This window comes from Pseudomonas sp. PAGU 2196 (genome assembly GCF_022179005.1).
Taxonomy (GTDB): domain Bacteria; phylum Pseudomonadota; class Gammaproteobacteria; order Pseudomonadales; family Pseudomonadaceae; genus Aquipseudomonas; species Aquipseudomonas kermanshahensis.
Window position 1 is genome coordinate 73,356 of the sequence record NZ_BNTL01000006.1, and the last position, 23,005, is coordinate 96,360.

Annotated in this window: 17 protein-coding genes; 8 read left to right on the forward strand and 9 right to left on the reverse strand. The window is 63.6% G+C overall.

Annotation, left to right across the window (positions count from 1 at the left end):
* Positions 1 to 24: 24 nt before the first annotated feature.
* The 8 genes from MFF34_RS06605 (at position 25) to MFF34_RS06640 (ending at position 10,532) form a co-directional block, all read left to right on the forward strand.
* A complete protein-coding gene (locus tag MFF34_RS06605; protein WP_238211463.1) occupies positions 25 to 1,473 on the forward strand; it encodes an aldehyde dehydrogenase in 1,449 nt (482 codons plus the stop codon).
* Positions 1,474 to 1,553: 80 nt separating this feature from the next.
* Entirely contained in the window at positions 1,554 to 3,413 is a 1,860-nt protein-coding gene (locus MFF34_RS06610; protein WP_238211466.1) for a feruloyl-CoA synthase, read from the forward strand.
* Positions 3,410 to 4,657, forward strand: a complete 1,248-nt coding sequence (locus MFF34_RS06615; RefSeq protein ID WP_238211467.1) for a thiolase family protein — start codon at positions 3,410 to 3,412, stop codon at positions 4,655 to 4,657. Before MFF34_RS06610 ends, MFF34_RS06615 begins: the two co-directional genes overlap by 4 nt.
* Before the next feature lie 13 nt (positions 4,658 to 4,670).
* Positions 4,671 to 6,419 (forward strand): acyl-CoA dehydrogenase, encoded by a 1,749-nt coding sequence (locus tag MFF34_RS06620; protein WP_238211468.1) that lies wholly within the window; start codon positions 4,671 to 4,673, stop codon positions 6,417 to 6,419.
* Positions 6,420 to 6,753: 334 nt separating this feature from the next.
* Positions 6,754 to 7,773 carry a hypothetical protein gene (locus tag MFF34_RS06625; protein ID WP_238211470.1) on the forward strand — a complete coding sequence of 340 codons (1,020 nt, stop codon included), beginning with the start codon at positions 6,754 to 6,756 and terminating at the stop codon, positions 7,771 to 7,773.
* Positions 7,774 to 7,879: 106 nt separating this feature from the next.
* A complete protein-coding gene (locus MFF34_RS06630; protein ID WP_238211472.1) occupies positions 7,880 to 9,385 on the forward strand; it encodes a hypothetical protein in 1,506 nt (501 codons plus the stop codon).
* Positions 9,386 to 9,864: 479 nt separating this feature from the next.
* Positions 9,865 to 10,110, forward strand: a complete 246-nt coding sequence (locus MFF34_RS06635; RefSeq protein WP_099429651.1) for a hypothetical protein — start codon at positions 9,865 to 9,867, stop codon at positions 10,108 to 10,110.
* 155 nt (positions 10,111 to 10,265) lie between these two features.
* Complete coding sequence (locus MFF34_RS06640; protein WP_238211473.1) at positions 10,266 to 10,532, forward strand: DUF3077 domain-containing protein; 267 nt, start codon at positions 10,266 to 10,268, stop codon at positions 10,530 to 10,532.
* An 18-nt stretch (positions 10,533 to 10,550) separates the two neighbouring features.
* Here MFF34_RS06640 and MFF34_RS06645 read toward each other — a convergent pair whose 3' ends face one another.
* From MFF34_RS06645 to MFF34_RS06685, 9 genes are all read right to left on the reverse strand, one after another.
* The gene (locus MFF34_RS06645; RefSeq protein ID WP_050580787.1) at positions 10,551 to 11,015 is read right to left on the reverse strand and encodes a MarR family winged helix-turn-helix transcriptional regulator; all 465 of its coding nucleotides are present in this window, start codon (positions 11,013 to 11,015) and stop codon (positions 10,551 to 10,553) included.
* A gap of 119 nt (positions 11,016 to 11,134) precedes the next feature.
* Positions 11,135 to 12,988, reverse strand: coding sequence for an ABC transporter ATP-binding protein (locus MFF34_RS06650; protein WP_099453798.1), 1,854 nt, complete (start codon positions 12,986 to 12,988; stop codon positions 11,135 to 11,137).
* A gap of 127 nt (positions 12,989 to 13,115) precedes the next feature.
* The gene (locus tag MFF34_RS06655) at positions 13,116 to 14,381 is read right to left on the reverse strand and encodes an MFS transporter (RefSeq protein ID WP_238211475.1); all 1,266 of its coding nucleotides are present in this window, start codon (positions 14,379 to 14,381) and stop codon (positions 13,116 to 13,118) included.
* A gap of 33 nt (positions 14,382 to 14,414) precedes the next feature.
* Positions 14,415 to 15,476 carry a sugar phosphate isomerase/epimerase gene (locus tag MFF34_RS06660; protein ID WP_238211477.1) on the reverse strand — a complete coding sequence of 354 codons (1,062 nt, stop codon included), beginning with the start codon at positions 15,474 to 15,476 and terminating at the stop codon, positions 14,415 to 14,417.
* 113 nt (positions 15,477 to 15,589) lie between these two features.
* On the reverse strand, positions 15,590 to 17,095 hold the full coding sequence (locus tag MFF34_RS06665; protein ID WP_238211479.1) for a PLP-dependent aminotransferase family protein: 1,506 nt from the start codon (positions 17,093 to 17,095) through the stop codon (positions 15,590 to 15,592).
* A gap of 83 nt (positions 17,096 to 17,178) precedes the next feature.
* Positions 17,179 to 18,768, reverse strand: a complete 1,590-nt coding sequence (locus MFF34_RS06670) for a sigma 54-interacting transcriptional regulator (protein ID WP_238211489.1) — start codon at positions 18,766 to 18,768, stop codon at positions 17,179 to 17,181.
* 12 nt (positions 18,769 to 18,780) lie between these two features.
* On the reverse strand, positions 18,781 to 19,554 hold the full coding sequence (locus MFF34_RS06675) for an SDR family NAD(P)-dependent oxidoreductase (RefSeq protein WP_238211491.1): 774 nt from the start codon (positions 19,552 to 19,554) through the stop codon (positions 18,781 to 18,783).
* Positions 19,555 to 19,615: 61 nt separating this feature from the next.
* A complete protein-coding gene (locus MFF34_RS06680; RefSeq protein ID WP_238211500.1) occupies positions 19,616 to 20,800 on the reverse strand; it encodes an acetyl-CoA C-acyltransferase in 1,185 nt (394 codons plus the stop codon).
* 34 nt (positions 20,801 to 20,834) lie between these two features.
* Positions 20,835 to 22,928, reverse strand: a complete 2,094-nt coding sequence (locus tag MFF34_RS06685; RefSeq protein WP_238211509.1) for a 3-hydroxyacyl-CoA dehydrogenase NAD-binding domain-containing protein — start codon at positions 22,926 to 22,928, stop codon at positions 20,835 to 20,837.
* Between the last annotated feature and the right edge of the window lie 77 nt (positions 22,929 to 23,005).

Below are 23,005 nucleotides of genomic sequence, written 5' to 3' on the forward strand. Positions count from 1 at the left end.
ATAATCAGAAAAGAGGAATGCCCGATGTTCGAGGTGCCATTGTTAATTGGCGGTAAGGCCCGTGCGGCCAGCGACGGCGGCACGTTCGAACGTCGCCATCCGGTCAGCGGCGAGGTGGTGTCGGTGGTGGCTGCGGCCACCCTGGCCGACGCCGATGCGGCGGTCGAAGCGGCCCAGGCGGCGTTCCCCGCGTGGGCTGCGCTGGGGCCAGGCGAGCGCCGCGCGCGCTTGCTGAAGGCGGCCGATGCGCTGGACGCCCGGCGTGACGAATTCCTGGCCATGGCCGGGGAAACGGGGGCCAAGGCCAACTGGTACGGTTTCAACGTGATGCTGGCGGCCAACATCCTGCGCGAAGCAGCGTCGATGACCACCCAGATCCAGGGCAGCGTCATCCCCTCCGACGTGCCCGGCAGCTTTGCCATGGCCCTGCGTCAACCTTGCGGCGTGGTGCTGGGCATCGCACCGTGGAATGCACCGGTGATTCTGGCCACACGCGCCATCGCCATGCCCTTGGCGTGCGGTAACACCGTGGTACTCAAGGCCTCCGAAGCCAGCCCGGCGGTGCATGGCCTGATCGGCCAGGTGTTGCAGGCGGCCGGTTTGGGGGATGGCGTGGTCAACGTGATCAGCAACGCCCCGCACGATGCGCCGGCGGTGGTCGAGCGGCTGATCGCGCACCCAGCGGTGCGCCGGGTGAACTTCACCGGGTCTACCCATGTAGGGCGCATCGTTGGGCAATTGGCGGCGCGTCACTTGAAGCCCGCGGTGCTCGAACTGGGCGGCAAGGCACCGTTCCTGGTGCTGGCCGATGCCGACCTGGATGCCGCGGTGGATGCCGCAGCGTTTGGCGCCTACTTCAACCAGGGCCAGATCTGCATGTCCACCGAGCGGCTGATCGTCGACCAGGCCGTGGCCGATGCATTCGTCGCCAAGCTCGGTGAAAAAGTCCGCAGCTTGCGCGCAGCGGACCCTGCACAAACCGATGCGCCGCTGGGTTCATTGATCGATGCCGGGGCCGGTGAGCGCATACAGGCGCTGGTTGATGACGCCGTCAGCAAGGGCGCGACCCTGGTGGCGGGCGGTGAGCGCACGGGCAGCGTTATGCAGCCGGTGCTGCTCGACCAGGTCAACGCCGACATGAAGCTGTACCGCGAAGAGTCGTTCGGCCCCGTCGCGGTGGTGCTGCGCGCCAGCGGTGACGAAGCACTGCTGGCCCTGGCCAACGACTCCGAGTTTGGCCTGAGCGCAGCGATTTTCAGCCGTGACACCCAGCGCGCCCTGGCCCTTGCCCAGCGCCTGGAGTCGGGCATCTGCCATATCAATGGCCCGACCGTGCATGACGAGGCGCAGATGCCTTTTGGCGGGGTCAAGGCCAGTGGTTACGGCAGCTTCGGCAGCACGGCGGCGATCGACGCCTTTACCCAGCTGCGCTGGGTCACCGTGCAGCAAGGCGCCCGGCACTACCCGATCTAACCCACGCACTCACAACAACAATAGCGAATGCACCTGGGGGCCTCTCGGCCCTCGGGCGCACTAAGGCAGAGGTAGCCTTCATGGTTTGCGAAACCCTCTCCGTTGCCCAGCGTGCGCCCTTGCGCGCCGTCAAGATCGGGCAGCCTCAGGTACAGGTGCGCCAGCAAGGCGACATCCTCTACCTGGACCCTGTGGAACCACTTGCTGCTTACCCGGCACGGCTGATGGAGCGCTTGCTGCATTGGGCCGAACAGCGCGGCGAGCAAACGTTCGTTGCCCGCCGTGGTGCCGATGGCGAGTGGCAGCACATTACTTACGCCGCTATGTTGCAGCGTGTTCGATGCATCGCCACCTGGTTGCTGGATCAAGGCCTGAGCGCCGAACGCCCGCTGGTGATCCTCTCTGGCAACGACCTTGAGCATGTGCAACTGGCCTCGGCCGCACTGTATGCCGGCATCCCGTATTGCCCGGTATCGCCGGCCTATTCATTGCTGTCCCAGGATTTTGGCAAGCTGCGTCATATCGTCCAGACCCTGCAACCGGGCCTGGTGTTCGCGGCCGACGCAGCCTATGGCAGAGCCATCGATGCGGTGTTCGAGCCCTCGGTGACACTGGTGCTGGGCGAGGGCGAACTGCCAGGCCGGGCGAGCACGCCGTTCGCCGAGGTGCTGGCCACCGCCGCACACCCTTGCGCCGACCAAGCGTTTGCCGCGTTGCGCCCACAAAGCCTTGCCAAGTTCCTGTTCACGTCCGGCTCCACCAAGCTGCCCAAGGCTGTGGTCACCACCCAGGGCATGCTCTGCGCCAACCAGCAGATGCTGTTGCAGACCTTTCCGGAATTCGCCGAAGTGCCACCGGTGCTGGTCGACTGGCTGCCGTGGAACCACACCTTTGGCGGCAGCCACAATGTCGGCATCGTGCTGTACAACGGCGGCACGCTGTATATCGACGATGGCAAGCCGACGCCGCAAGGCTTTGCCCAGACGCTGCACAACCTCAAGGACATTTCCCCCACGGCGTACCTGACCGTGCCCAAGGGCTGGGAAGAACTGGTCAAGGCGCTGGAGCAGGACAGCAGCCTGTGCGAACGCTTTTTCCAGCGCATGAAGCTGTTCTTTTTTGCCGGCGCCGGGTTGTCACAGGCCATCTGGGACCGGCTTGACGCGGTGGCCGTGGCCCATTGTGGCGAACGCATCCGCATGATGGCGGGGTTGGGCATGACCGAGACCTCGCCGTCGTGCACGTTCACCACGGGGCCGCTGTCGGTCGCCGGCTACATTGGCCTGCCGGCCCCGGGGTGCGAGGTCAAGCTGGTGCCGATGGACGGCAAGCTCGAAGCGAGGTTTCGCGGGCCGCATGTGATGCCGGGGTACTGGCGCTCATCCCAGCAAACCGAAGCGGCGTTCGACGACGAAGGGTTCTACCGCAGCGGTGATGCCGTGCGCCTGTGCGACCCCGACAACCCGCAGCTTGGGCTGATGTTCGACGGGCGTATTGCCGAGGACTTCAAGTTGTCCTCCGGGGTGTTCGTCAGCGTCGGGCCCATGCGCACCCAGGTAATCCTGCAGGGTGCCCCTTATGTGCTGGACGTCGTGGTACTGGGCCCTGACCGCGAATGCCTGGGCTTGCTGATCTTCCCGCGGTTGCCAGAGTGCCGGCAGTTGGCCGGGCTTGGCGACCAGGCCAGTGACGCCCAAGTGCTGGCATCGCCTGCCGTGCGGGACTGGCTGTCGAGCCTGTTGGCCAGCCTCAACCGAGGCGCCACGGGCAACGCCAGCTTTATCCAGTTCGCGGGCCTGGCCGACGAAGCGCCGTCCATCGACCGCGGCGAGATCACCGACAAAGGCTCGATCAACCAGCGTGCGGTCCTGCAACTGCGCCAGGGCCTGATCGACAGCTTGTACGCCGGGCAGGGGCCGTTACGTGTAGACGCGCCATGACGGCCCGGGGGCAATTCCGCGCGTTTGCGGCGACCGCGTTGCTCGATGGTATCCGCACGCCGTGGGTCGATCTCAATGGCGCATTCGGGTTGGTCTCGCCGACCGACCTGGGCATCAAGGCCGGCCGCGCAGTGTTGCAGCGCGCTGGGCTGGAGGGGCGCGACGTCGACAGCGTACTGGCCGGCTCCATGGCCCAGGCTGACTTCGACGCCTACATGCTGCCCCGGCATATCGGGTTGTACTGTGGCGTCGACCAGGCGGTGCCGGCGCTGATGGTGCAACGCATCTGCGCGACCGGTTTCGAACTGTTGCGCCAGGCGGGTGAGCAAATCCAGGCGGGGGAGGCGGGCGCGGTGTTATGTGTGGCGGCCGAGTCGATGTCACGTAATCCGATCGTGGCCTACACCCACCGTGGCGGTTTTCGCTTGGGCGGCGAAGTCGGCTTCAAGGACTTTCTCTGGGAAGCCCTGTTCGACCCCGCTGTTGGCATCAGCATGATCCAGACCGCCGAGAACATCGCCCGGCACTGTCACATTCCCCGGGCTGCCGTAGACGCCTGGGCGGCCCAGAGCTTCGCGCGGGCCATGGCTGCGCGGGCGCGAGGGTGGTTTGCCGACGAGTGCGTCAGTGTTGGCAATGAAGTGTTCGAAGCGCCCGGCTTGCAGCCACGCGGCATTCGCCTGCCGCGTGGCGTTGAAGCCGTCTCCGAAGACAGCCACCCGCGCGCGACCGCGTTCGAGCGTTTGCAGCAACTCCCCCCGATTTACCCGCAGGGAGTGCAAACCGCGGGCAATAGCTGTGCGGTGGTGGATGGCGCAGCGGCGGTGCTGATGTGTTCGGCAGACCAGCTGGCTGGGCGCACGCCGATGGCCTGGTTGCGGGCCAGCAGTGTTGTGGGCGTGGCGCCTGAGCTGATGGGGCTGGGCCCGGTGCCGGCCATCCGCTTGCTGCTGGAGCGTGCAGGCCTGGCGCTGGACGCCATCGCCTGCTTTGAAATCAACGAAGCCCAGGGCGCGCAGATTGTAGCGGTGCAGCAATCGCTGGGCATCGCGCCGGAACGGCTGAATGCCTGTGGCGGCGCTATCGCCCTTGGCCACCCGCTGGCCGCAACTGGCCTGCGCCTGGTGATCAGCGTTGCGCGGCAATTGCGCGCCAGTGGCCAGCGCTATGGCGTGGTATCGGCCTGCGTCGGCGGTGGCCAGGGCATGGCCTTGCTGTTGGAAAACCCACTGGCCAAGACCTGAAAAGGAGGTTCACGTGTCTACCTATCGCGCTCCGCTGCAAGACATCCGTTTCGTGATCGATCACTGGCTGCAAGCACCAGCGGCCTGGGCTGAATCCGAGCGGTTTACCGGCGTTGACAGCGCGCTGGCTCTCCAACTGTTGGAGGAGGGCGCGCGCTTTGCAGAACACCAGTTGCTGCCGTTGAACATGAGTGGCGACCGCGAAGGCTGTAGCTTCCACGCCGGCAAAGTGACCACCCCGAAAGGTTTCCGCCAGGCCTACCAGCGTTACGTGGAAGGTGGCTGGCCAGGGTTGACCTGCGCAGTGGAGCACGGCGGCCAGGGCCTGCCGCTGCTGCTCGGCGCGGCGCTGCACGAAGTGATCTACGCCTGTAACCATGGCTGGGCCATGTACAGCGGCATCGCCCATGGCGCCTACGAGTGCCTGCGCACGTTTGGCTCTGCCGAGCTGCGCCAGGCCTGGCTGGGCAAGATCGTCAGCGGTGAATGCCTGCCCACCATGTGCCTGACCGAACCCCAGGCCGGCAGCGATGTGGGGCTGCTACGCACGCAGGCGCGGGTGGCTGAAGCGGGGGCTTATCGACTGACGGGCAACAAAGTGTTCATTTCGGGGGGCGAGCACGACCTCACCGACAATATCGTGCACCTGGTATTGGCCCGGCTGCCAGATGCGCCTGCGGGCAGCCGTGGTCTGTCGTTGTTCCTGGTTCCCAAGTTGACTGAGCACGGCCAGCCCAACGGCGTTCATTGCACCGGCATCGAACACAAGATGGGCATTCACGCCAGCGCCACTTGCAGCCTCAGCTTCGACCAGGCTCAAGGCTGGCTCATCGGCCAGCCCCATTGCGGCTTGGCTGCGTTGTTCGTGATGATGAACAGTGCCCGCACCTACGTCGGGCTGCAGGGCTTGGCCCACGCCGAAAGCGCCGGGCAGCGTGCCTTAGCTTATGCGCAGGCGCGTGTGCAAATGCGTGCGGTGGTGCGCCCTGAAGGTGCTCAAGCTGCTGCAGCGGACCCGGTGGCCTTCCACCCGGCCGTGCGTCAGGTGTTGTGGCAGTCTCGGGCGCTGACCGAAGGCATGCGCGCCATCGGCTATTGGAGTGCCCATCTGCTCGACCTTGCCGAGCAGTCGCAAGGGGCGGCCCGTCACACCCTGGAGGCCCGGATCGGCTTGCTCACGCCCGTGGTCAAAGCCTTTTTCACCGAGCAAGGGTTCCAGCTGGCCAGTGACGCGTTGCAGGTGTTTGGCGGCTACGGCTACGTCACCGAATCGGGCATCGAGCAGACCGTGCGCGACAGCCGCGTGGCCATGATTTACGAGGGCACCAACGAGATCCAGGCCAACGACCTGCTCGTGCGCAAGGTGTTGGGCGACCGTGGCGAGGCGCTGGAAGCGCTGCTCGACCACGTGCTGGAAGATGCGGGCTTGGCGAGTGACGCCGAAGGCAGGCGTTGGGCGCAGCAGTTGCACGTCGCCAGTGAAGGATTACGCGCTTGGGTGCGTGGGCTTGTGCGGCATGATGACAGGGAATATGCCTACCGGGCAGCGGGTGACTTCCTACAAGCATTAGCGATGGTGTTGCTCGGCCATGCCTGGGCCCGGGCGGCACGCTTGGCGTTGATGCAAGTGGAGCAACCGTTCTACCGGCGCAAACGTCAGACGGCGGCGTACTTCTTTGACCACGTGTGGTTGCGTTTTGAGTACCGGTTGCAGTGCCTGCAAATGGCCGAACTACCGCTGCCGTTTGTGGATGAGCTGTAAGAGGCTTACGCATTCCGTGTAGGAGCAGCCTTGTGCTGCGAAGAGGCCCGTGACCAAACCGGGAATTTTCAGGGCTGCTACCGGCCTCTTCGCAGCACAAGGCTGCTCCTACCAGGACCCCGCATGACTGGAGAGTGAGGCAGGGCGAGCAGGTTTCTCGGACCTTTGTACGGAGCCCAGCTCATAATCGATTCGCGTCAACCTATCATTTTTACCAGTAGACGATCATCACTATCCGGTGTGTCATTCAAGGGCGTGCAAAGCGCACAGTGAAGTGCATTCTCTCTTGAGAAATGGAGATTAATAGATGCGTGTACATTGTGTAGGGTTGATAATGCTGGCGATGATCGGGCCTGTACAGGCATGGCCTGAGCTCAATAGATACGGTAAGGAAATAGAGAGAAAAGTTACATTGCGCTATCAAGCTTATGTAGAGTCCTGTCCGAATAATCGCCCGGCTTACGAATGCTCCGGTCTATTGATAAGAGGTGTGGGCGATCCGCGTGGAAAGCATTTTAACGCGTGGGATCCCCCCCGGAAGGGAGCAACGCACGATACCTCGTTTAGTTACGTGCGCATCGGTATATCCTTTGAACGGTTAGCGTATGAATACACCAATGGTTATATTGTGTCACCGCCAGGTCAAGAACAACCAGGTCAATTGAAGTTGCAGCCAACCTGCGTCTATCCCGTTGATGGTGCCTCGGACAAACGCTCAGACAAGGGTTGTGGAGCGTACGAGGACAAGAAGGACAGCAGTGCGCCATGTGTGGTGTCGAGTGACATTGTCACAGGTGCCAAGGCCTGGTTTGAGGCCCATTCACCCATTGATGATAAGGACTACGACACGCGGTGCGCGTTCTCCCTTAAGGGGCCTGATGTAACGGGGGCGTTCATGACGGCACTGGCGGTCGTTGAGCGGGCGTCCGAAAAGACCACCGTGCCTAATGACTTCAAGGTGACCTCGTGGACGGCTGAAACAGCCGGAGCGCTTCCCGTTGAAGCTTTTTTCTATAATGTGAAGGATAAGGAAATTGGGCTACCCATTGCACAATTTAATCAGTGCCGATTCAACCTCGTGACGGGGCGTAAGGTTCCTATTCTGCGTAGGATGGTACTTCAGGCAAATCTCGAACCCTTCGACGACAGGATCGCAAAGGTTAACCCACCGCTGGCTGAAGTGTACCCAGCGCTCAAAAACATGGCCTTTGAACATAGCACGTTGAGGGCGGCAGTCAAAAGCATCGCGCCTAGGGCTGAAGGTTCGACGGCGTATAATTCCTTTTCTTATTATTCGCAAGATCAAGTAGATGATCAGCGCTGCGGCGAGGTGCTGAGTGCTACAGCGGCTTGACGGTGTGCTGACGCTGTGAACGCAGTGGAGCTGTTCGTAAAAAGTTTAGGTGGTGACTGTTGCTAAGGTGGCGAAATCCTTCTTGTGCCAAAGGTGATAGCTTAATATGGACAATCAATCTGCAGAAAATAACCCGCGCTTCGTTCTTCTTAATAGTGCAGTAGGTAACGTGCGCTTGGAGTTTGCGAGCCAACATTCACTCACCCTTGGCAGCGATGGGCCGCTCACCACGCTGTTTCAAGACGCTGAGCCTAAGGACATGCCAGATTACCTTGCTGCTGGCTACAGTGGCACGCTGGACCTTGCCAAGCGCCAATTCAGTGAAGCCTGCGCGCCCACCTTCATGGGTACGAAGCAAACGGCCACCTCCCTGCACATCTACTCGGCGGCCGGCCAGTTGCTCAGCTTCGACGACATTACGGGTACTACCACAACGTTCACCTACGACACCAACCACCGCGTTGTCAGTTCAGCCAGTTCGGCATGCCAGACAACCAGCACCTACAACGACGAAGGCCAGCTCACTCAGGAAACCATCAAGGATGTCTGCAGCGGCGCGTTGATCACGGTGAGTTACGCCTATGACCCGTCAGGCAATGAAACTACGCGCACCTTCTGTGGCGACGGCTTTCCTACGCTGAGCCTTGAACGAACGTTGCTTAGTGATGGGCGGCTGCAGCAGTCTGTGCTAAAGGTCGATGGCAAGGAGTACCGCAGCGACCATTACACGTACGACAGCGATCAGCGTCTGCATAAATGGTACTGCACGGGCGAGAATGCGCCCGTCAGCAGCAGCAACAAAGCCTATACCGAGCAGATATTTACGTACGACACCGATGGCAACGTTGTTTCGCGCAGCCACAAGTCGAGCAAGGGGCCAGGTGTTTCTACTTACGGCTATGACCCAGACCGCCCAGGTGCACTGATCTCATCGAACGGCGAGCCGCAAGTCAACGATCAACGCGGCCGCACCTTGAAACGCAGCAAGCGCAAGCTCGGTTATCACGCCAATGGACAGATCAAGTCATACAGCAGCCAGTCAGGGGGGGAGGGCGCGGATTACCAGTTTGCCTATGACATTCAGGGGCGGATCAGGGAAGTGGTGCTAGGTGAGCAGCGGGAGGTGTATCACTACCGGGAAGGGTCGATCTATGCCGTTCAACAACTGGGCGATCACTTTACCGGCAAGGCAGCGAAACGGCGGATGGTGCTGCTTAATAACAGCCCCTCGTGCTTTTTGCAGCAAATCACAGAGGCCACTGATGACGTGTGGGAATCAACGACCTGCACGTTCGAACTGCGCGATGCTGCGGGCACCGTGTTCGCCAGCCTTAAGCACGGCCAATCTACCGCCCCGGACTATTACAGCTACCTGCCCTATGGGTTCCGCGTTCGCGACTTAGCATCCACTACCTGGCTGGGTTTCAAAGGCGAACCGCTTAACCCTTTGAGCTTGTACCACTTGGGCAATGGTGATCGTTTGTACGATGGGCAGCTGCACCGCTATCAGGTGCCTGAGGGTGCAGGTCTGCTTGCTACTCAAAATGGCTCGTCGTACGTGTACTGCAAGGGCGACCCGATGAATGAGCCGAAGCAGGCGCCGACGAGCTAAAGTTGAACATCCATGCCGAGTGATCAAGCGGCAGCGCGGTACAGGTGGCTGCGGCTCCAGCCTAAGCACAGCTGATGCGTTGTCTAGTCTGGCCTCTTCGCGGGTTAACCCGCTCCTACCCAGACCGCGCATGACCGCTGCGAAGAGGCCCAGCTGTAAAACTTCGGAGAGAGAAAATCAGATTTAACCCCTTCCTTGTAGGGCATTTCCCAAACATACTCCTGCCACCTTTTTTCCGTTGCGGCCCTTCGGGTACCGCTCTAGTCTCGGCCTGTCGTTGCACATCAACGACACAGCTTTGACAGGCTGTGACGGTTAAAAATTGCATGCGGTCAGCCTCTATGGCGGCTGTACGTGCGGGCACGCTTGCGTGCGCCGGAACTTTTGCGATTTTTCCGCCGGTCTGTCAACCCACGTACAGCTGCCACCCTACTGTTTGACAGCAGGCAGGTGGCGGCATCGTTAACGGAAGAATCATCATGTTAAAACTTGTCCCCGATCCACCCCACAACCACCATTCCCTCGAAGACACCCTCATCCAGGCAGCGGACTACGCCCTGTGCGCGCAGTCCGTGGCTAATCAGGCCATTCTCCTACAGCCCAAATCGCCCGTGTCGATCTTGATGATGGCGACGATGCATGAGCTGGAGGCACTGCGTGTGCTGCTTGAATCGGCGTTGATCCAGGTGCAGATGCCGGCGCATCAGCCACGGACCCAGCATTAAGCCACAGGTAATGAGTTGCCTGTTCGGGCCTCTTCGCGGGGCAAGCCCGCTCCCACAGGTATACACGGGCCTTGAGACCTGCGGTGTACCTGTGGGAGCGGGCTTGCCCCGCGAAGAGGCCCGAACAGGCGGTGAAATTTCAGGGAGACCGAACAATGACCACAGACGCCAACAAAGCCTCAACCACGGTCGGCAAGACCAAGTTCTACCAAGGTGAAAAAAAGACCCAGCCGCTGTTCTGCATCGAGCCCGGCATCCCTTGCCAAGACGCCCGTGAGCAAGCCTCAGAACTGATGGGCGTTGTGCGAGACCTGACCATCGCCGGCGTAATGGACGACAACCCGCAGCTGATCTGGGCCTCACATTATCTAAGCGCTTTGGCCAAGGCGCTGATGGATGATGCCGAACTGGGGATGCGTTAAGGCGCAGGCGTACAGGGCCTAATAGACCTTGCGCAGCAGGGCAAGCAACTGCCGCCGCTCGTCATCATCCAAATTGGCCGTAGCGGCACGGTCACTCTCTTCAGCTACCCCATACAGCGTTTTCAGCAGCTTCTCACCCGCTTTGCTCAGGTACAGGCCATAAGAGCGCTTGTCTGCCTTGCTGCGCACGCGCAGGGCCAGGCCCGCTTCTTCAAGCTTGTTGAGCAGCGGCACCACTTGGGGCGGCTCGATGTTCAACGCTTTGGCCAGCTCGGCCTGCGTAGGGCCTGGGTTTTGCGCGATGATGGCCAACGCAGAAAACTGTGCAGGCCGCAGGTCGTAAGGCGTCAGGCACTCGACAAGGTGCTGAAACACCTTCATCTGCACGCGGCGCAAGGCGTAGCCAACCAGATCATTCAGGTCGGTCGGCGCAGTGGCCTCGCTGCTGTCGGCGCCCGGTTGCAGTGCAGGGGATGTGTTCATGCGATCTCGTGTGTCAGCGACGGTAAGGGTAAAAAATGATTAAGAAGTATAACCGATGCTGACCCGATGCAAACAGCGCAGGGCAGGTGGCAGCCGCAACCGGCCGCCAGCCCGCAGGCTCACTCCATGGCCTCCGCTACGCCTTGGTCTTCACCCAAGAAGCCGCCACTCTGGTGCTGCCAAAGCCGTGCATAGGTGCCGTTGCGGGCCAGCAGTTCGGCGTGGGTGCCTTGTTCGATGATGCGCCCTTCATCCATCACGATCAGCCGGTCCATGGCAGCGATTGTGGACAGCCGATGGGCGATGGCGATGACGGTCTTGCCGTGCATCATCTCATTGAGGCTTTCTTGGATGGCGACTTCGACCTCGGAGTCCAGCGCGCTGGTCGCCTCGTCGAGCAGCAGGATCGGGGCGTTCTTGAGCATTACCCGGGCGATGGCAATGCGCTGACGTTGGCCACCGGACAGCTTGATGCCGCGCTCACCCACCAGCGTGTCGTAGCCGCTGTGGCCTTGGCGGTCGCTCAGCTGGTTGATGAACCCGTCGGCCTGGGCATTGGCGGCGGCCTCGCGGATTTGCGCGTCGGTCGCGTCGGGGCGGCCGTAGGCGATGTTGTCGCGAATCGAGCGGTGCAGCAGGGAGGTGTCTTGCGTGACCATGCCGATGGCGCTGCGCAGGCTGTCCTGGGTCACCTGGGCAATGTTTTGCCCATCGATGCGAATGGCGCCGTGGTCCACGTCGTAAAAGCGCAGCAGCAGGTTGATCAGCGTCGACTTGCCCGCCCCGGACCGCCCCACCAGGCCGACTTTCTCACCGGCGCGAATGTTCAGGCTCAGGCCATCGAGCACCTGCCGCTCACCGTTGTAGTTGAAGCTGACATTGTCGAAGCTCACCGCGCCGCCCGACGTCACCAACACCCCGGCATTCGGCGCATCTTGCACCTTGGGGCCACGGGTCAAGGTGGCCATGCCGTCCTGCACGGTGCCGATGTTCTCGAACAGTGAGGTCATCTGCCACATGATCCAGTGCGACATGCCGTTGATGCGCAAGGCCATGGCGGTAATCGCTGCCACCGCACCGGTGCCGACTTCGCCTTGGTGCCACAGCCACAGGGCATAGCCGCCAGCGCCGATGATCAACCCGACCACCAAGGCCTGATTGACGATCTCGAACTGGCTGACCAGGCGCATCTGGCGAAAGCCGGTCTGTTTGAAGTCCTCCATCGCCGCCCGCGCAAAGTGCGCTTCGCGTTTTGAATGCGAAAACAGCTTCACGGTGGTGATGTTGGTGTAGGCGTCCGAGATGCGCCCGGTCATCGATGAGCGCGCATGGGCCTGTTCCTGGCCGACTTTGCCCAGGCGCGGCACGAAGTACAGCAAGGCCAGCCCAAACAGCGCGACCCAGGCAATGAACGGCAGCATCAGCTTCAAGGCAAAACCGCCCGCCAGGGCGATGATGGCGATGAAGTACACGCCGATGCCGGGGGCGATTTCGATCAGGGTGAACAGCACTTCGCGCACGGCCAGTGCGGTCTGCATCACCTTGGTGGTGACACGGCCGGAAAACTCGTCAGAAAAGAAAGAAAGGCTTTGCCGCAGCATCAGCCGATGGAAGTCCCAGCGCAGCCGCAGCGGCAAATTGATCGCCAGTACCTGGTGCTGCACCATCGTGCGCAGCGCCACCAGCCCGATGCTGGTCAGCAATACGATGCCAATGCCCCATAGCACGCGGCTTTCCTGAGCCGCTTCAGCGCCGCCCGTTTGCCAGGTCGAGAGCAGGTCAACGACCTGGCCGAGAAAGGAAAACAGCCAGGCTTCGTAGATCGACACACCGGCGCTGAGCAGCGCCAGCGCCAGTACATAGCCACGCGCGCCGCGCGTGCAGGCCCACAGAAAACGCAGCAGGCCGACCGGTGGCGGCGGGGCCTCGTCGGGTGGGAAGGGGTCTAGCCGTCGTTCAAACACACGGAGCATGGTGGCCTCCTAAAAGGTCCAGTTGTACCCCGTGCTGGCGTCAGGCGCCAGACCGACATGCAAACCTTACCCCTAGGGAACCCTAGGCCAGTCTCCACCGTCGAAGCTGGCCGAGGGTGTTCATGCTTCACGCTTGCGCCGCACTCATCCCGTCTGCAGCCAGGGCATTCTTTCTAACGGCCCGGTACAGCAGGCTGGACACCATGAACCCTGCAACGGCCAGGATACTCATCAAGGTGAAGACCCAGTTGTACCCCTGCTGGCCGGGGAAGTGGTCGAGGATCGCACCGTAGATGACGTAGGCAAACATGCCCGGCGCGTAACCAATCAGGCAGCCGATACCGAAGGCGGAACCGGTGATGTGCTGGGGAATACCGACTTCGCCCATCGGCGCCCAGAACACGCCGCGCATGGAGAACACGATCAACGCAAAGGACAGGGTGGCGGCCATGCCGGCATAGATGAAGGTCGGGCTTTTCGGAATCAGCATGATCACCGCCATCAGCGGCAACAGTGCCAGAAAGGCCCACTTCAGGTAGCGGCTGGTGCTCTTGAACTGCTTGTCGGCAATGAACCCACCGGCAGGCCCGCCCAGAATCTTCAGGAAATACTGGTTGATGATGCCGTAGGCACCCACCAGCGCCACCGGCAAGCCGTACATCTCCTTGAGGTAGGGGATGAAGTAGGTCAGGCCGCAATAGACGATGTAGACCATGAACACGTTCAGGCTGACCAGCCAGATACCCGGCACCTTGATCGCCTCCATCAGGTTGGCCAGGCCATTTTTCGGCTTGGCCAGCGACGGCGCGCTGTCGCCCTTGAGCAGGAACCAGGTGAGGGTGCCGGCCAGCAGGTCGATGATCGAGTAGAACAGGATCGCTGACTTCAAGCCGCTTTCGCCCGAGCCCATGGCCACGAACACCCCCAGTGCGGCAAACGCGACCAGCGTATCGACCACGCCGCGCCCGCCTTCGAGCAGGCCGAACAGGCGCCCTTGTTCCTGGTCGTTACCCAGGTTGCGGATGGCCTTGAGCAGCGATGGCCAGAACAGGCAGTCGGCACACACGGCCAGCAGGCTGAACACGATCAGCAAGCTGCTGAACGGCGGGAAGGTGGCCAGGTACACACCCAGGCAGCCGGTGCCGATCAGGCCCAGGGGGATGAGCCTGCGCGTCTCGAAGCGGTCGGCGAGCATGCCGCCGACCACGAACAGTGCGGTGGCGATAATCGCGTTGGCGCTGAGTAGCAGGCCGATTTCAGTGTGGCTCAGGCCCATGAATTCCTGCATGGGGACGTAGAAGGCATCCTTGAGGTTCGCCAGCTTGTAGACGGTACCGCCGCCAAGGACGAGGATCAGGAATCGGAGCCATTTGGCTTTGTTCTGGGCTGTCATTGTTGTTCTCCGCAGGTAGTCGGGTCGCCAGGTTCAAGCGTTGGCCAAGGTCAGCTCGGCCAGGGTGCGAAACTCGTTCAACAGGCCGCGCACGTAGGCCACCTGGTTGTTCGCCCAACGGTGTTCGTCAGCCAGCATGCGTTCCAGGGTGAAGCCGGCCGGCAGGGGGGTGTCGCTCATTTCCCGATACGCGATGAAGGGGTCGGCCGCTTCTTGCTGTTGGCGGAAGGCCGGGGCCACGTAGTGGTTTTCCTGCTCGAGGATGAAGGCGATCACCTGCGGGGCGGTGTCGCCCAGCATCAGTAGCTCGAACAGCATGCGGGCACTGGGCAGGTCGTCATCGGCGCTGCCTTGCAGCACGCCGTAATGGCCGAAGCCGTTGTGTTCGGCCACGATGCGCACACCCTTGAGGTGGCTTTGGCGGATGTGCGGCGCCAGGTTGTGCAGGGCCTGCAGGGGTTGTTCGCAGGCATTGATCATGTTGCCAAAGTCGAACAGGGCATGCAGGCGAGGGTGGTCGAGGCGCTTGAGCAACTGGGCGATCTCGTCGCTCTTGAGCTCTTCGTGTTGCTCGAAGTCAAAGTACAGGTCGTGGGCGTCGGCCTGCTGCGCCAGGTAGTGCAGGTCGCTCTCGATGATGTCCATGACCCGCGACAGTGTGCCCTCGTAACGCGAGTAGACGCGGATGTTGCGCACCCCCAGGGCCTTGGCGATGGCGATTACCTGGTCAACGTCTTTTTTCAGCGTGCTGCTGATTTCCACATGCACGTCCAGCCCCAGCGCCTTGGCCTTGTCGGCAAATGCCTGAAGCTGGGCGGGTGTCATCTGGCTCAGACTGTTCTGCTCGCCGTCGAGCACGTGCAGGCTCAGGCCTTGCAGCTCGTGGCGATAGGCGAAGTCGAGCAGGTCGGCGGGAGTGACCCGGCCGTGGGTGAGGTTGGTCAGCAGCGGGTAGGCATGAGCAAACAGGCGCAGTTGCCCGAGGCGTTCGAGCAAGCGCTGGGCCAGTGCCTGCGTCAACACGGGGGCTGGCGCCTGTTCCACCACGTTGTGGCTCAGCAAGGCGTTGAAACGTTCCTGGATCTTATTGTTCATTAGCGTCGTTCCTGGTTCAGACGCCGGGGTCTACCGGCGCAACCTTTATCGCGCCAGTGAGGAACGTTCGATAGATCCATTATCCGCCAATCGATAGGACCACTTGCCTGGCCTCAGGCGTTAGTGGGCAGGTACCCCAGTGTGCGCAAGGCCTGGGCCAGTGCCTGGACGCGTGCCGCGGCCTGGTTTTCCGGCGTGCCGGCAAAGCCGATCAGCAGCGCAGGCGGTTGCGCATGCTGGATGCTGTAGTCGCTCAAGGGGTAGGTGTGGATGCCGTGCTCAGCCAGTTGCCGGGCGATGTCGGCATCGTTGAGCTCAGGGGGCAGCCAGGCGATCAGGTGCATGCCCGCATCGGCCGGAGTGAGGGTGAAGAAGCCGCCCATGTGCTGTTCGAGCTGTGCGATCAAGGCCTGTTGGCGTGCCTTGTACAACGCGCGCATGCGGCGGATGTGGCCAATGAAATGGCCTTGCGCCATGAAATCAGCGGTGGTGGCCTGCAGCAGCGTGGGCGGGCTGCGGTCCATGACTGCACGCAGGGTGCAGAAGGGTTCGACCAGCGCCGGCGGCAGGATAACGTAGCCCAGCCGAAGTGACGGAAACAGCACTTTGCTGAAGGTGCCGACATAGATCACCCGGGCCATCTGGTCCAGGGCATACAGGGCGGGCAGCAGGCGGCCACTGTAGCGGAACTCGCTGTCGCAATCGTCTTCGATGATCCAGCTTTGTTGTTGCGCGGCCCAGTCGATCAAGGCCTGGCGCCGCGCGTAACTCAAGGTGACGCCTAATGGGTGCTGGCGCGAGGGGGTGCAGAACACCAACCGGGCCTCAGGGCATTCGCGCAGGCCTTGCTCCACGTCGATCCCGTGTTCATCGACACGCAACGCGGTCACCCGCGCCCCTTGCGCCTGCAAGGCAATGCGCGCGGCGATGTGCCCCGGGTCTTCCATCCATACACTGTCTTGGGGGTTGAGCAGCAACATGCCCAGCAAGTTGAACGCTTGCTGCGCGCCAGACACGATCACCACCTGCCCGGCATCGCAGTCGATGCCACGGGCATCGAACACATACTCGGCAATGGCGCTGCGCAAGGCCTGCAAACCTTGCAGCTCGCCGTAGCCCAGCATCGCCTTGGTGGGCTTCAGCAGGTGCTGGTTCATCAGCCGCCGCCATATCGCCTGGGGGAAGGCTTCGTAGGTGCTGTGGCTGGGCAGGAACGAGGTCGGGGTGGCCGGGTCCCAGTCGGTGTACGAGACGCCGCGAAAATGATCGCTGCGCAGCGACAGCATCGACTGGCTCAGGTCGGACAGGCGCGGCGGCGGCTGGGGCTGCTCGGGCTCGCTGCCGCGGCTTTCCCATTCCGTGCCGACATAGGTGCCGGCGCCGGTGCGCGAGGCCAGGAAGCCTTCGGCAATCAGCTGATCGAACGCATTGAGAATGGTGATCCGCGACAACCCCAGCTCGTTGCTCAAGGTGCGGGTCGAGGGCAGGCGCACGCCACCTTGGATCCTGCCATTGAGTATCTGCTTGCGAATCTGCAGGTACAGCTGGCGGTACAGGGGGATGGCACTGGCACGGTCCAGCTCGATGGCCGACAGCAGCAAACCTGCGGCGGTTTTCATGACATGCTCGTCTGCGCAAAAAGGATTGGGCCCGAAACCGTCAGGCCACCAGAGGCCAAGGGTATCGGGCGCCTCGAGATAAGTCATCCGCAGGATGCGCGCAAACGCCGCCACAGGGTGCTGCGGCTGACACCCAAGCAAAGCGCAGCCTGGTCCATGTTGCCGTCGCAGCTGTCCAGCATGCGCCGGGCGTGCGCCGCCTCGGCGGCCTTGCCCAGGCTGCGCAGGTTATCGCTAGCGGGTAGCGGCTGTGCGGCGGCCTGCACATGCTCGAAAAATTCCGGGAAGAGCGTGGCCAGGCCGATGCCATCGGCGCCCACCAAGGCTTGGGCGCACAGCGCGGCGCGCTCGGCGATGTTGTCGAGCTCGCGGATGTTCCCTGGCCAGCGGTGGCGCAGCAGCAGGGGCAGCAGGGGTTGCAACTGCGGGGTGGCGAGCGGTGTTGCACCGTGCCGTGCGAGCAGCGCCTCGAACAGGGGCAGGATGTCTTGGAGCCGATCGCGCAGGGGCGGCACGGCAAGGCGCAGGATGTTCAGGCGGTAGAACAGGTCGGCGCGAAACTGCCCGTTGGCGATGCGCGCTGGCAAGTCGCAATGGGTGGCGGCAATTACGCGGATGTCCACCGGTGTCGGCGCGCAGCCACCCAGGCGCAGCACCTCGCGCTCCTGCAATACACGCAGTAAACGGGTTTGCAGCGGCGCGGGCATGTCGCCGACTTCGTCGAGGAACAACGTGCCACCGTGCGCCAGCTCGATCAGGCCGGGTTTGCCCCCCTTGCGGGAGCCGGTGAACGCGCCGTCTTCAAAGCCAAACAGCTCGCTCTCGAGCAGCGACTCCGGCAGGGCCGCGCAGTTGATCGCCACGAACGGCCCCTGCTGGCGGGCGCTGGCGTGGTGCAGGCTTTGTGCGAGCAACTCCTTGCCCGTGCCGCTTTCGCCGGTGATCAGTACCGTCGCGTCGGTCGCGGCGTAGCGCTGCGCCAGCTGCACGGTCGCGCGGAACGCCGGGGCATCGCCCAGCAACTGATCGAAACGATAGCGCGTCATGAACGGCTGCGCGGCAGGCGGCTTGCGGCTGCGCCGGGGCTGAATGCGCAGGTTGTCGAACGCATGGCGCAGGCTGTCGCTGTCCAGGGCCAGCACGCCCTGGGCACCGGCCGCGTCGGCCAGCTGGCACACCGTCGGTGACCCGATGATGACCTGGACACCGTCCGCGACCAGCTGCGCGACCTGCGCCCGCGCCTGTTCCAGGCGGGTATAGGTGTGCTCGTGGACCTTGAGGTTAAGCAACGCTTGCATCGCCGCCAGCCCGGGGTGGGGCTGGCTAAAGCTGAGCACGCCGACGCGCCGGGTGCGCGTGTGGGCCAGGGCGAGGGCGCGGATCAGGTCGTGCTCGCCCAGGTGCAGGGCCTGCACCGAGGTCGACAGGTGCTGGCGCAAGTAGTCAGCGGCGGCCCCGGAACACAGGATGACGTCGGCCTGCTGGCGCCTCTCCAGCTCGCGCGCCAGCGGCAGCAGCTTGCCGAGGGTGGTTTCAATCACCTCGACATGGGCCTGCTGCCGGTAGTCGGCGCTGACCTGCTCGATCAGCCGGGCCATGGGGCTGGGTGCTCCAGGGCAGCGCAAGTGGGTGACCAGCGCGACCACGCGGGGCAGGTAAGCGGCGGTGGGCATGCAGGCTCCTTGTTACAACGGGTTGACCAAATGCCCGCCATCCACGGCGAGGACGCTGCCAGTCATGAACGCACCGGCGTCACTGGCCAGCAACAGCAAGGGGCCGTCGAGCTCGCTCAATTGGCCCAGGCGGCGCATCGGCACGTGGTCCTTGATGTAACCCTGGCCGGCCTCGCTGTCGAAATAGGCCTCGTTCATCTCGGTCTTGAAGTAACCGGGGGCGATGGCATTGACGCGGATCCGGTAGCGGGCCAGCTCCAGTGCCATGGCCTTGGTCAACTGCACCACACCGGCCTTGGCCGTGCAGTAGTGGCTCAGCCCGGCCCCTACGCGCAGGCCCAGGATCGAGGCGATGTTGACGATGCTCCCGGCGCGGCCGGCCTTGACCAGGCGCTGGCCAGCACATTGGGCGACATGGAACACGCCATCGAGGTTGGTCGAGAGCATGCGCTGCCAGTCCTGCCCGCTCAGTTCGAGAAAGCGCCCAGGGTCGCCGATGCCGGCGTTGTTGATGACCACATCGACCACACCGAAGCGGGCCTCGGCCTGGTCGAAGGCCTGTTCGACACTGTCGCGTTGAGTGACGTCGAGCGCCACGGCCAACGCTTCGCCGCCCTGGGTTTCAAGTTGCTCGACCAGCGCCTGCAAGCGCTCGACCCGCCGCGCCGCCAGCACCACACGGGCGCCAGCGTCCTGGGCCAAGCGTGCGAAGTGGGCACCCAGGCCGCTGGAGGCGCCGGTTACCAAAACAGTCTTGCCTGCCAGGGAAAAAGGGGTTGCTAGCATGGAGCGTTCCTCATCTTTCAGTGAGTGGGCAGGGGTGAGAGCCCTTGCGGTCCGGTTGTGATCACAGCACTTCAAACAGGCCCGCCGCCCCCATGCCACCGCCCACGCACATAGTCACCACCACATAGCGCACCCGGCGCCGTTTACCTTCGAGCAGCGCATGCCCGACCATCCGCGCGCCGCTCATGCCATAGGGGTGGCCAATGGCGATGGCGCCGCCGTTGACGTTCAGGCGCTCAGGGTCGATGCCCAAGGTGTCGCGGCAATACAACACCTGGCAGGCGAAGGCTTCGTTCAGCTCCCACAGGCCGATATCGTCGACGTTCAGCCCATGCTGCCTGAGCAGGCGCGGCACCGCGTACACCGGGCCGATGCCCATCTCTTCCGGCGCTAGGCCGGCCACGGCGATGCCCCGGTACAGGCCCAGCGGCCTGAGGTTGCGCTGCTCGGCCAGGCGCGCGTCCATCAGCACGCAAGCACTGGCGCCGTCGGACAGTTGGCTGGCGTTGCCGGCGGTGATGCAGCCACCGTCGAGCACCGGCTGCAAGCGCGCCAGGTCGTCCAGGCGGGTCTGCGGGCGGTTGCCCTCGTCCTGCGCCAGGGTTACCTGGCGGTAGCTGATCTCGCCGGTGTGCTTGTCCTTGACCCTTTGCTGCGCGGTTACCGGCACGATCTCGGCCTCGAACAACCCAGCCTGCTGGGCGGCGGCAGTGCGCAGCTGCGATTGCAGCGCATAGGCATCTTGCGCGTCACGGCTGATGCCGTAGCGCCTGGCGACGTGCTCGGCGGTGTGCAGCATCGGCATGTAGGCGTGCGGCACCTGCTGGATAACCGCGTTGTCCTGCTCGCCCAGCGCCCATTCGAGGTTGCGCACTTGTACCGCGCTGATGTTTTCGTGGCCGGCGCCAACGGTGACGTGCATGCCATCGACGATGATTTGCTTGGCGGCGGTGGCGATCGCCATCAGCCCTGAGGCGCACTGGCGGTCGAGGGTCTGGCCGCTGACCGACACAGGCAGCCCGGCCGCCAGCGCGCTCATACGCCCCAGGTTCCAGCCGGCGGTGCCAGAGGGCATGGCGGTGCCCATCACCAGGTCTTCGATTTCGTCGGCCGCGATGCCGGCCCGTGCAACGGCCGCCTGGATGGCATGGGCGGCCAGGCTGGGCGAGCGCAGGTTGTTGAGGGCACCGCGAAAGGCCTTGCCGATCGGGGTGCGGGCGGTGGAGAGAATGACGGCGTCTTTCATGAACGGGGTTCCTTGATGGCCAGAAGAGGGCAGCTCAACGGTGTTGCGCGCGCAGCTTGCCGGTGCTGCTCGCCAGACGCCGCAGCAAGGGGGCTGGCTGCAACCACAGGTGGCCGTAGGCACCCAGGCGATCGCGCAGTTGCTCGATGCCAGCCAGCACGGTGTCCAGGCCGATGTCGCGGGCGTAATGCAGCGGCCCACCACGCCAGCCCGGGAAGCCGTAGCCGTTGACCCACACCAGGTCGATGTCACCACTGCGCAGGGCGATGCCTTCGTCGAGCAATTGCAGGCCTTCGTTGATCAGCATGAACAGGCAGCGGTCGTGGATTTCTGCGTCGCTGATGGTGCGCCGGGTGATGCCCAGCTTGGCGGCCAGTTGCGCCGCGAGCTGCACCACTTCGGGGTCTTCGATGCGTTCGCGGCCCTCGTAGCGGTAGAAGCCGCGCCCGCTCTTCTGCCCGTGGCGGCCCAGCGTGTAGAGTTCGTCGGCCAGGCGGAAGTAGCTCGGGTCGTGGGCGATCTCGCTGCGCCGCGCCTGGCGCACCAGGTAACCGACGTCGATGCCGGCCAGGTCGTACATGGCGAAGACGCCCATGGCCAGGCCGAGGTCGGTCAGCACCTTGTCCACCTGGGCCGGCGAGGCGCCTTCTAGGACCAGGCGGTGGGCCTCGCGGGCATAAGGCTCGAGCATGCGGTTGCCGATGAAGCCGAAGCACACGCCAGACACCACCGGCAGCTTGCCGATGCGCTTGGCGATTTTCAGCGTGGTGGCCAGTACGTCTGGCGCCGTGGCCCGGCCGCGCACCACTTCGAGCAGGCGCATGACATGCGCTGGGCTGAAGAAGTGCAGGCCGACCACGTCCTGCGGGCGGCGGGTGCAGGCGGCGATGCGGTCGACATCCAGGGTCGAGGTGTTGCTGGCCAGGATCGCGCCGGGCTTGCACACCCGGTCGAGGGTGCGGAACACCGACTGTTTGATCGACAGGTCTTCGAACACCGCTTCGATCACCAGGTCAGCGTCAGCCAGGTCGGCGTAGTCGAGGGTGCCTTGCAGCAGGCTCATGCGCTGTTCGAGTTGCTCGGCGGTGAGCTTGCCGCGCTTGATGGCGCTTTCGTAGTGTTTGCGGATCTGCGCCAAGCCGCGGTCCAGGGCCTCGGGCTTGAGCTCCAGCAAGCGCACGGGGAGGCCGGCGTTGATGAAATTCATGGCGATGCCGGCGCCCATGGTGCCGGCGCCGATCACGGCAACCTGGGCGATGTGGCGCAGCGCGGTGGCCGCGTCGATACCGGGAATGCGCAGCGCCTCGCGCTCAGCAAAAAACAGATGACGCAGTGCAGTGGCCTGGGGGTCTTGCAGCGCTTCGCGGAACAGCGCCTGCTCGCGGGCCAGGCCTTCGGCCAACGGCAGTTCGCAGGCCGCGCGCACGGCCGCCAGTACCCGCAGTGGCGCCCGTTGGCCAGGTTTGCGGGCAGCCAGCTGGGCCTCGTGCGTGGCGAACAGGCCCTCGGCTGGGAGCGCGGGTGTAACCCTTGGCGGGGCGGGGTTGGCGAGCTGCTCGCGGGCAAAGGCGCACGCTTGGTCGAGCAGGTCCTGGCCGGGCTCGACCAGGCGGTCTACCAGCCCCAGTGCCAGGCCTTGGCGGGCATCGATCGGTTCGCCGCCGAGCATCAGCTCCAGCGCGGGCGCCACGCCGATCAGCCGTGGCAGGCGCTGGGTACCGCCGGCACCGGGCAGCAGGCCCAGGCGTACCTCCGGCAGGCCCAGGCGGGCAGTGGCGCTGGCAACGCGATGGCTGCAGGCCAGGGCCAGTTCCAGCCCGCCGCCCAGCGCCACACCATCAATGGCGGCGATCAGCGGTTTGGCAATGCTGGTCAGCGTTTCGAGCAATTCGGGCAGGGCGGGTGCCTGCCAGGTGCGTGGGCTGCCGAACTCGCTGATGTCGGCGCCGGCACTGAACGGCAGTGAGCGCCCATGCAGGATGACTGCCTTGACCTCGGGGTCGCTGGCGGCCTGGGTGCAGGCCTGTAGCAGTGCCTGGCGCAGATCGTGGCCCAGGGCATTGACGGGGGCGTGGCACAGGCCGATCAAGGCCAGTTGGTTATCGCGGCGATAGTCGATCAGCGGCATGGGAACCTTCCTGTTGGTGTCCTGAAAAAAAACGAGGCGGCGGCCCGGAGCGTTGGCCACCGCCGAAAAACCCGCTG

What these genes read in the sequence shown, in the direction of transcription:
- MFF34_RS06605 (WP_238211463.1), top strand. Translation starts at nt 25, where the DNA reads ATGTTCGAGGTGCCATTGTTAATTGGCGGTAAGGCCCGTGCGGCCAGC.
- MFF34_RS06610 (WP_238211466.1), top strand. Translation starts at nt 1,554, where the DNA reads ATGGTTTGCGAAACCCTCTCCGTTGCCCAGCGTGCGCCCTTGCGCGCC.
- MFF34_RS06615 (WP_238211467.1), top strand. Translation starts at nt 3,410, where the DNA reads ATGACGGCCCGGGGGCAATTCCGCGCGTTTGCGGCGACCGCGTTGCTC.
- MFF34_RS06625 (WP_238211470.1), top strand. Translation starts at nt 6,754, where the DNA reads ATGCTGGCGATGATCGGGCCTGTACAGGCATGGCCTGAGCTCAATAGA.
- MFF34_RS06630 (WP_238211472.1), top strand. Translation starts at nt 7,880, where the DNA reads ATGGACAATCAATCTGCAGAAAATAACCCGCGCTTCGTTCTTCTTAAT.
- MFF34_RS06635 (WP_099429651.1), top strand. Translation starts at nt 9,865, where the DNA reads ATGTTAAAACTTGTCCCCGATCCACCCCACAACCACCATTCCCTCGAA.
- MFF34_RS06640 (WP_238211473.1), top strand. Translation starts at nt 10,266, where the DNA reads ATGACCACAGACGCCAACAAAGCCTCAACCACGGTCGGCAAGACCAAG.
- MFF34_RS06645 (WP_050580787.1), bottom strand. Translation starts at nt 11,015, where the DNA reads ATGAACACATCCCCTGCACTGCAACCGGGCGCCGACAGCAGCGAGGCC.
- MFF34_RS06650 (WP_099453798.1), bottom strand. Translation starts at nt 12,988, where the DNA reads ATGCTCCGTGTGTTTGAACGACGGCTAGACCCCTTCCCACCCGACGAG.
- MFF34_RS06655 (WP_238211475.1), bottom strand. Translation starts at nt 14,381, where the DNA reads ATGACAGCCCAGAACAAAGCCAAATGGCTCCGATTCCTGATCCTCGTC.
- MFF34_RS06660 (WP_238211477.1), bottom strand. Translation starts at nt 15,476, where the DNA reads ATGAACAATAAGATCCAGGAACGTTTCAACGCCTTGCTGAGCCACAAC.
- MFF34_RS06665 (WP_238211479.1), bottom strand. Translation starts at nt 17,095, where the DNA reads ATGAAAACCGCCGCAGGTTTGCTGCTGTCGGCCATCGAGCTGGACCGT.
- MFF34_RS06670 (WP_238211489.1), bottom strand. Translation starts at nt 18,768, where the DNA reads ATGCCCACCGCCGCTTACCTGCCCCGCGTGGTCGCGCTGGTCACCCAC.
- MFF34_RS06675 (WP_238211491.1), bottom strand. Translation starts at nt 19,554, where the DNA reads ATGCTAGCAACCCCTTTTTCCCTGGCAGGCAAGACTGTTTTGGTAACC.
- MFF34_RS06680 (WP_238211500.1), bottom strand. Translation starts at nt 20,800, where the DNA reads ATGAAAGACGCCGTCATTCTCTCCACCGCCCGCACCCCGATCGGCAAG.
- MFF34_RS06685 (WP_238211509.1), bottom strand. Translation starts at nt 22,928, where the DNA reads ATGCCGCTGATCGACTATCGCCGCGATAACCAACTGGCCTTGATCGGC.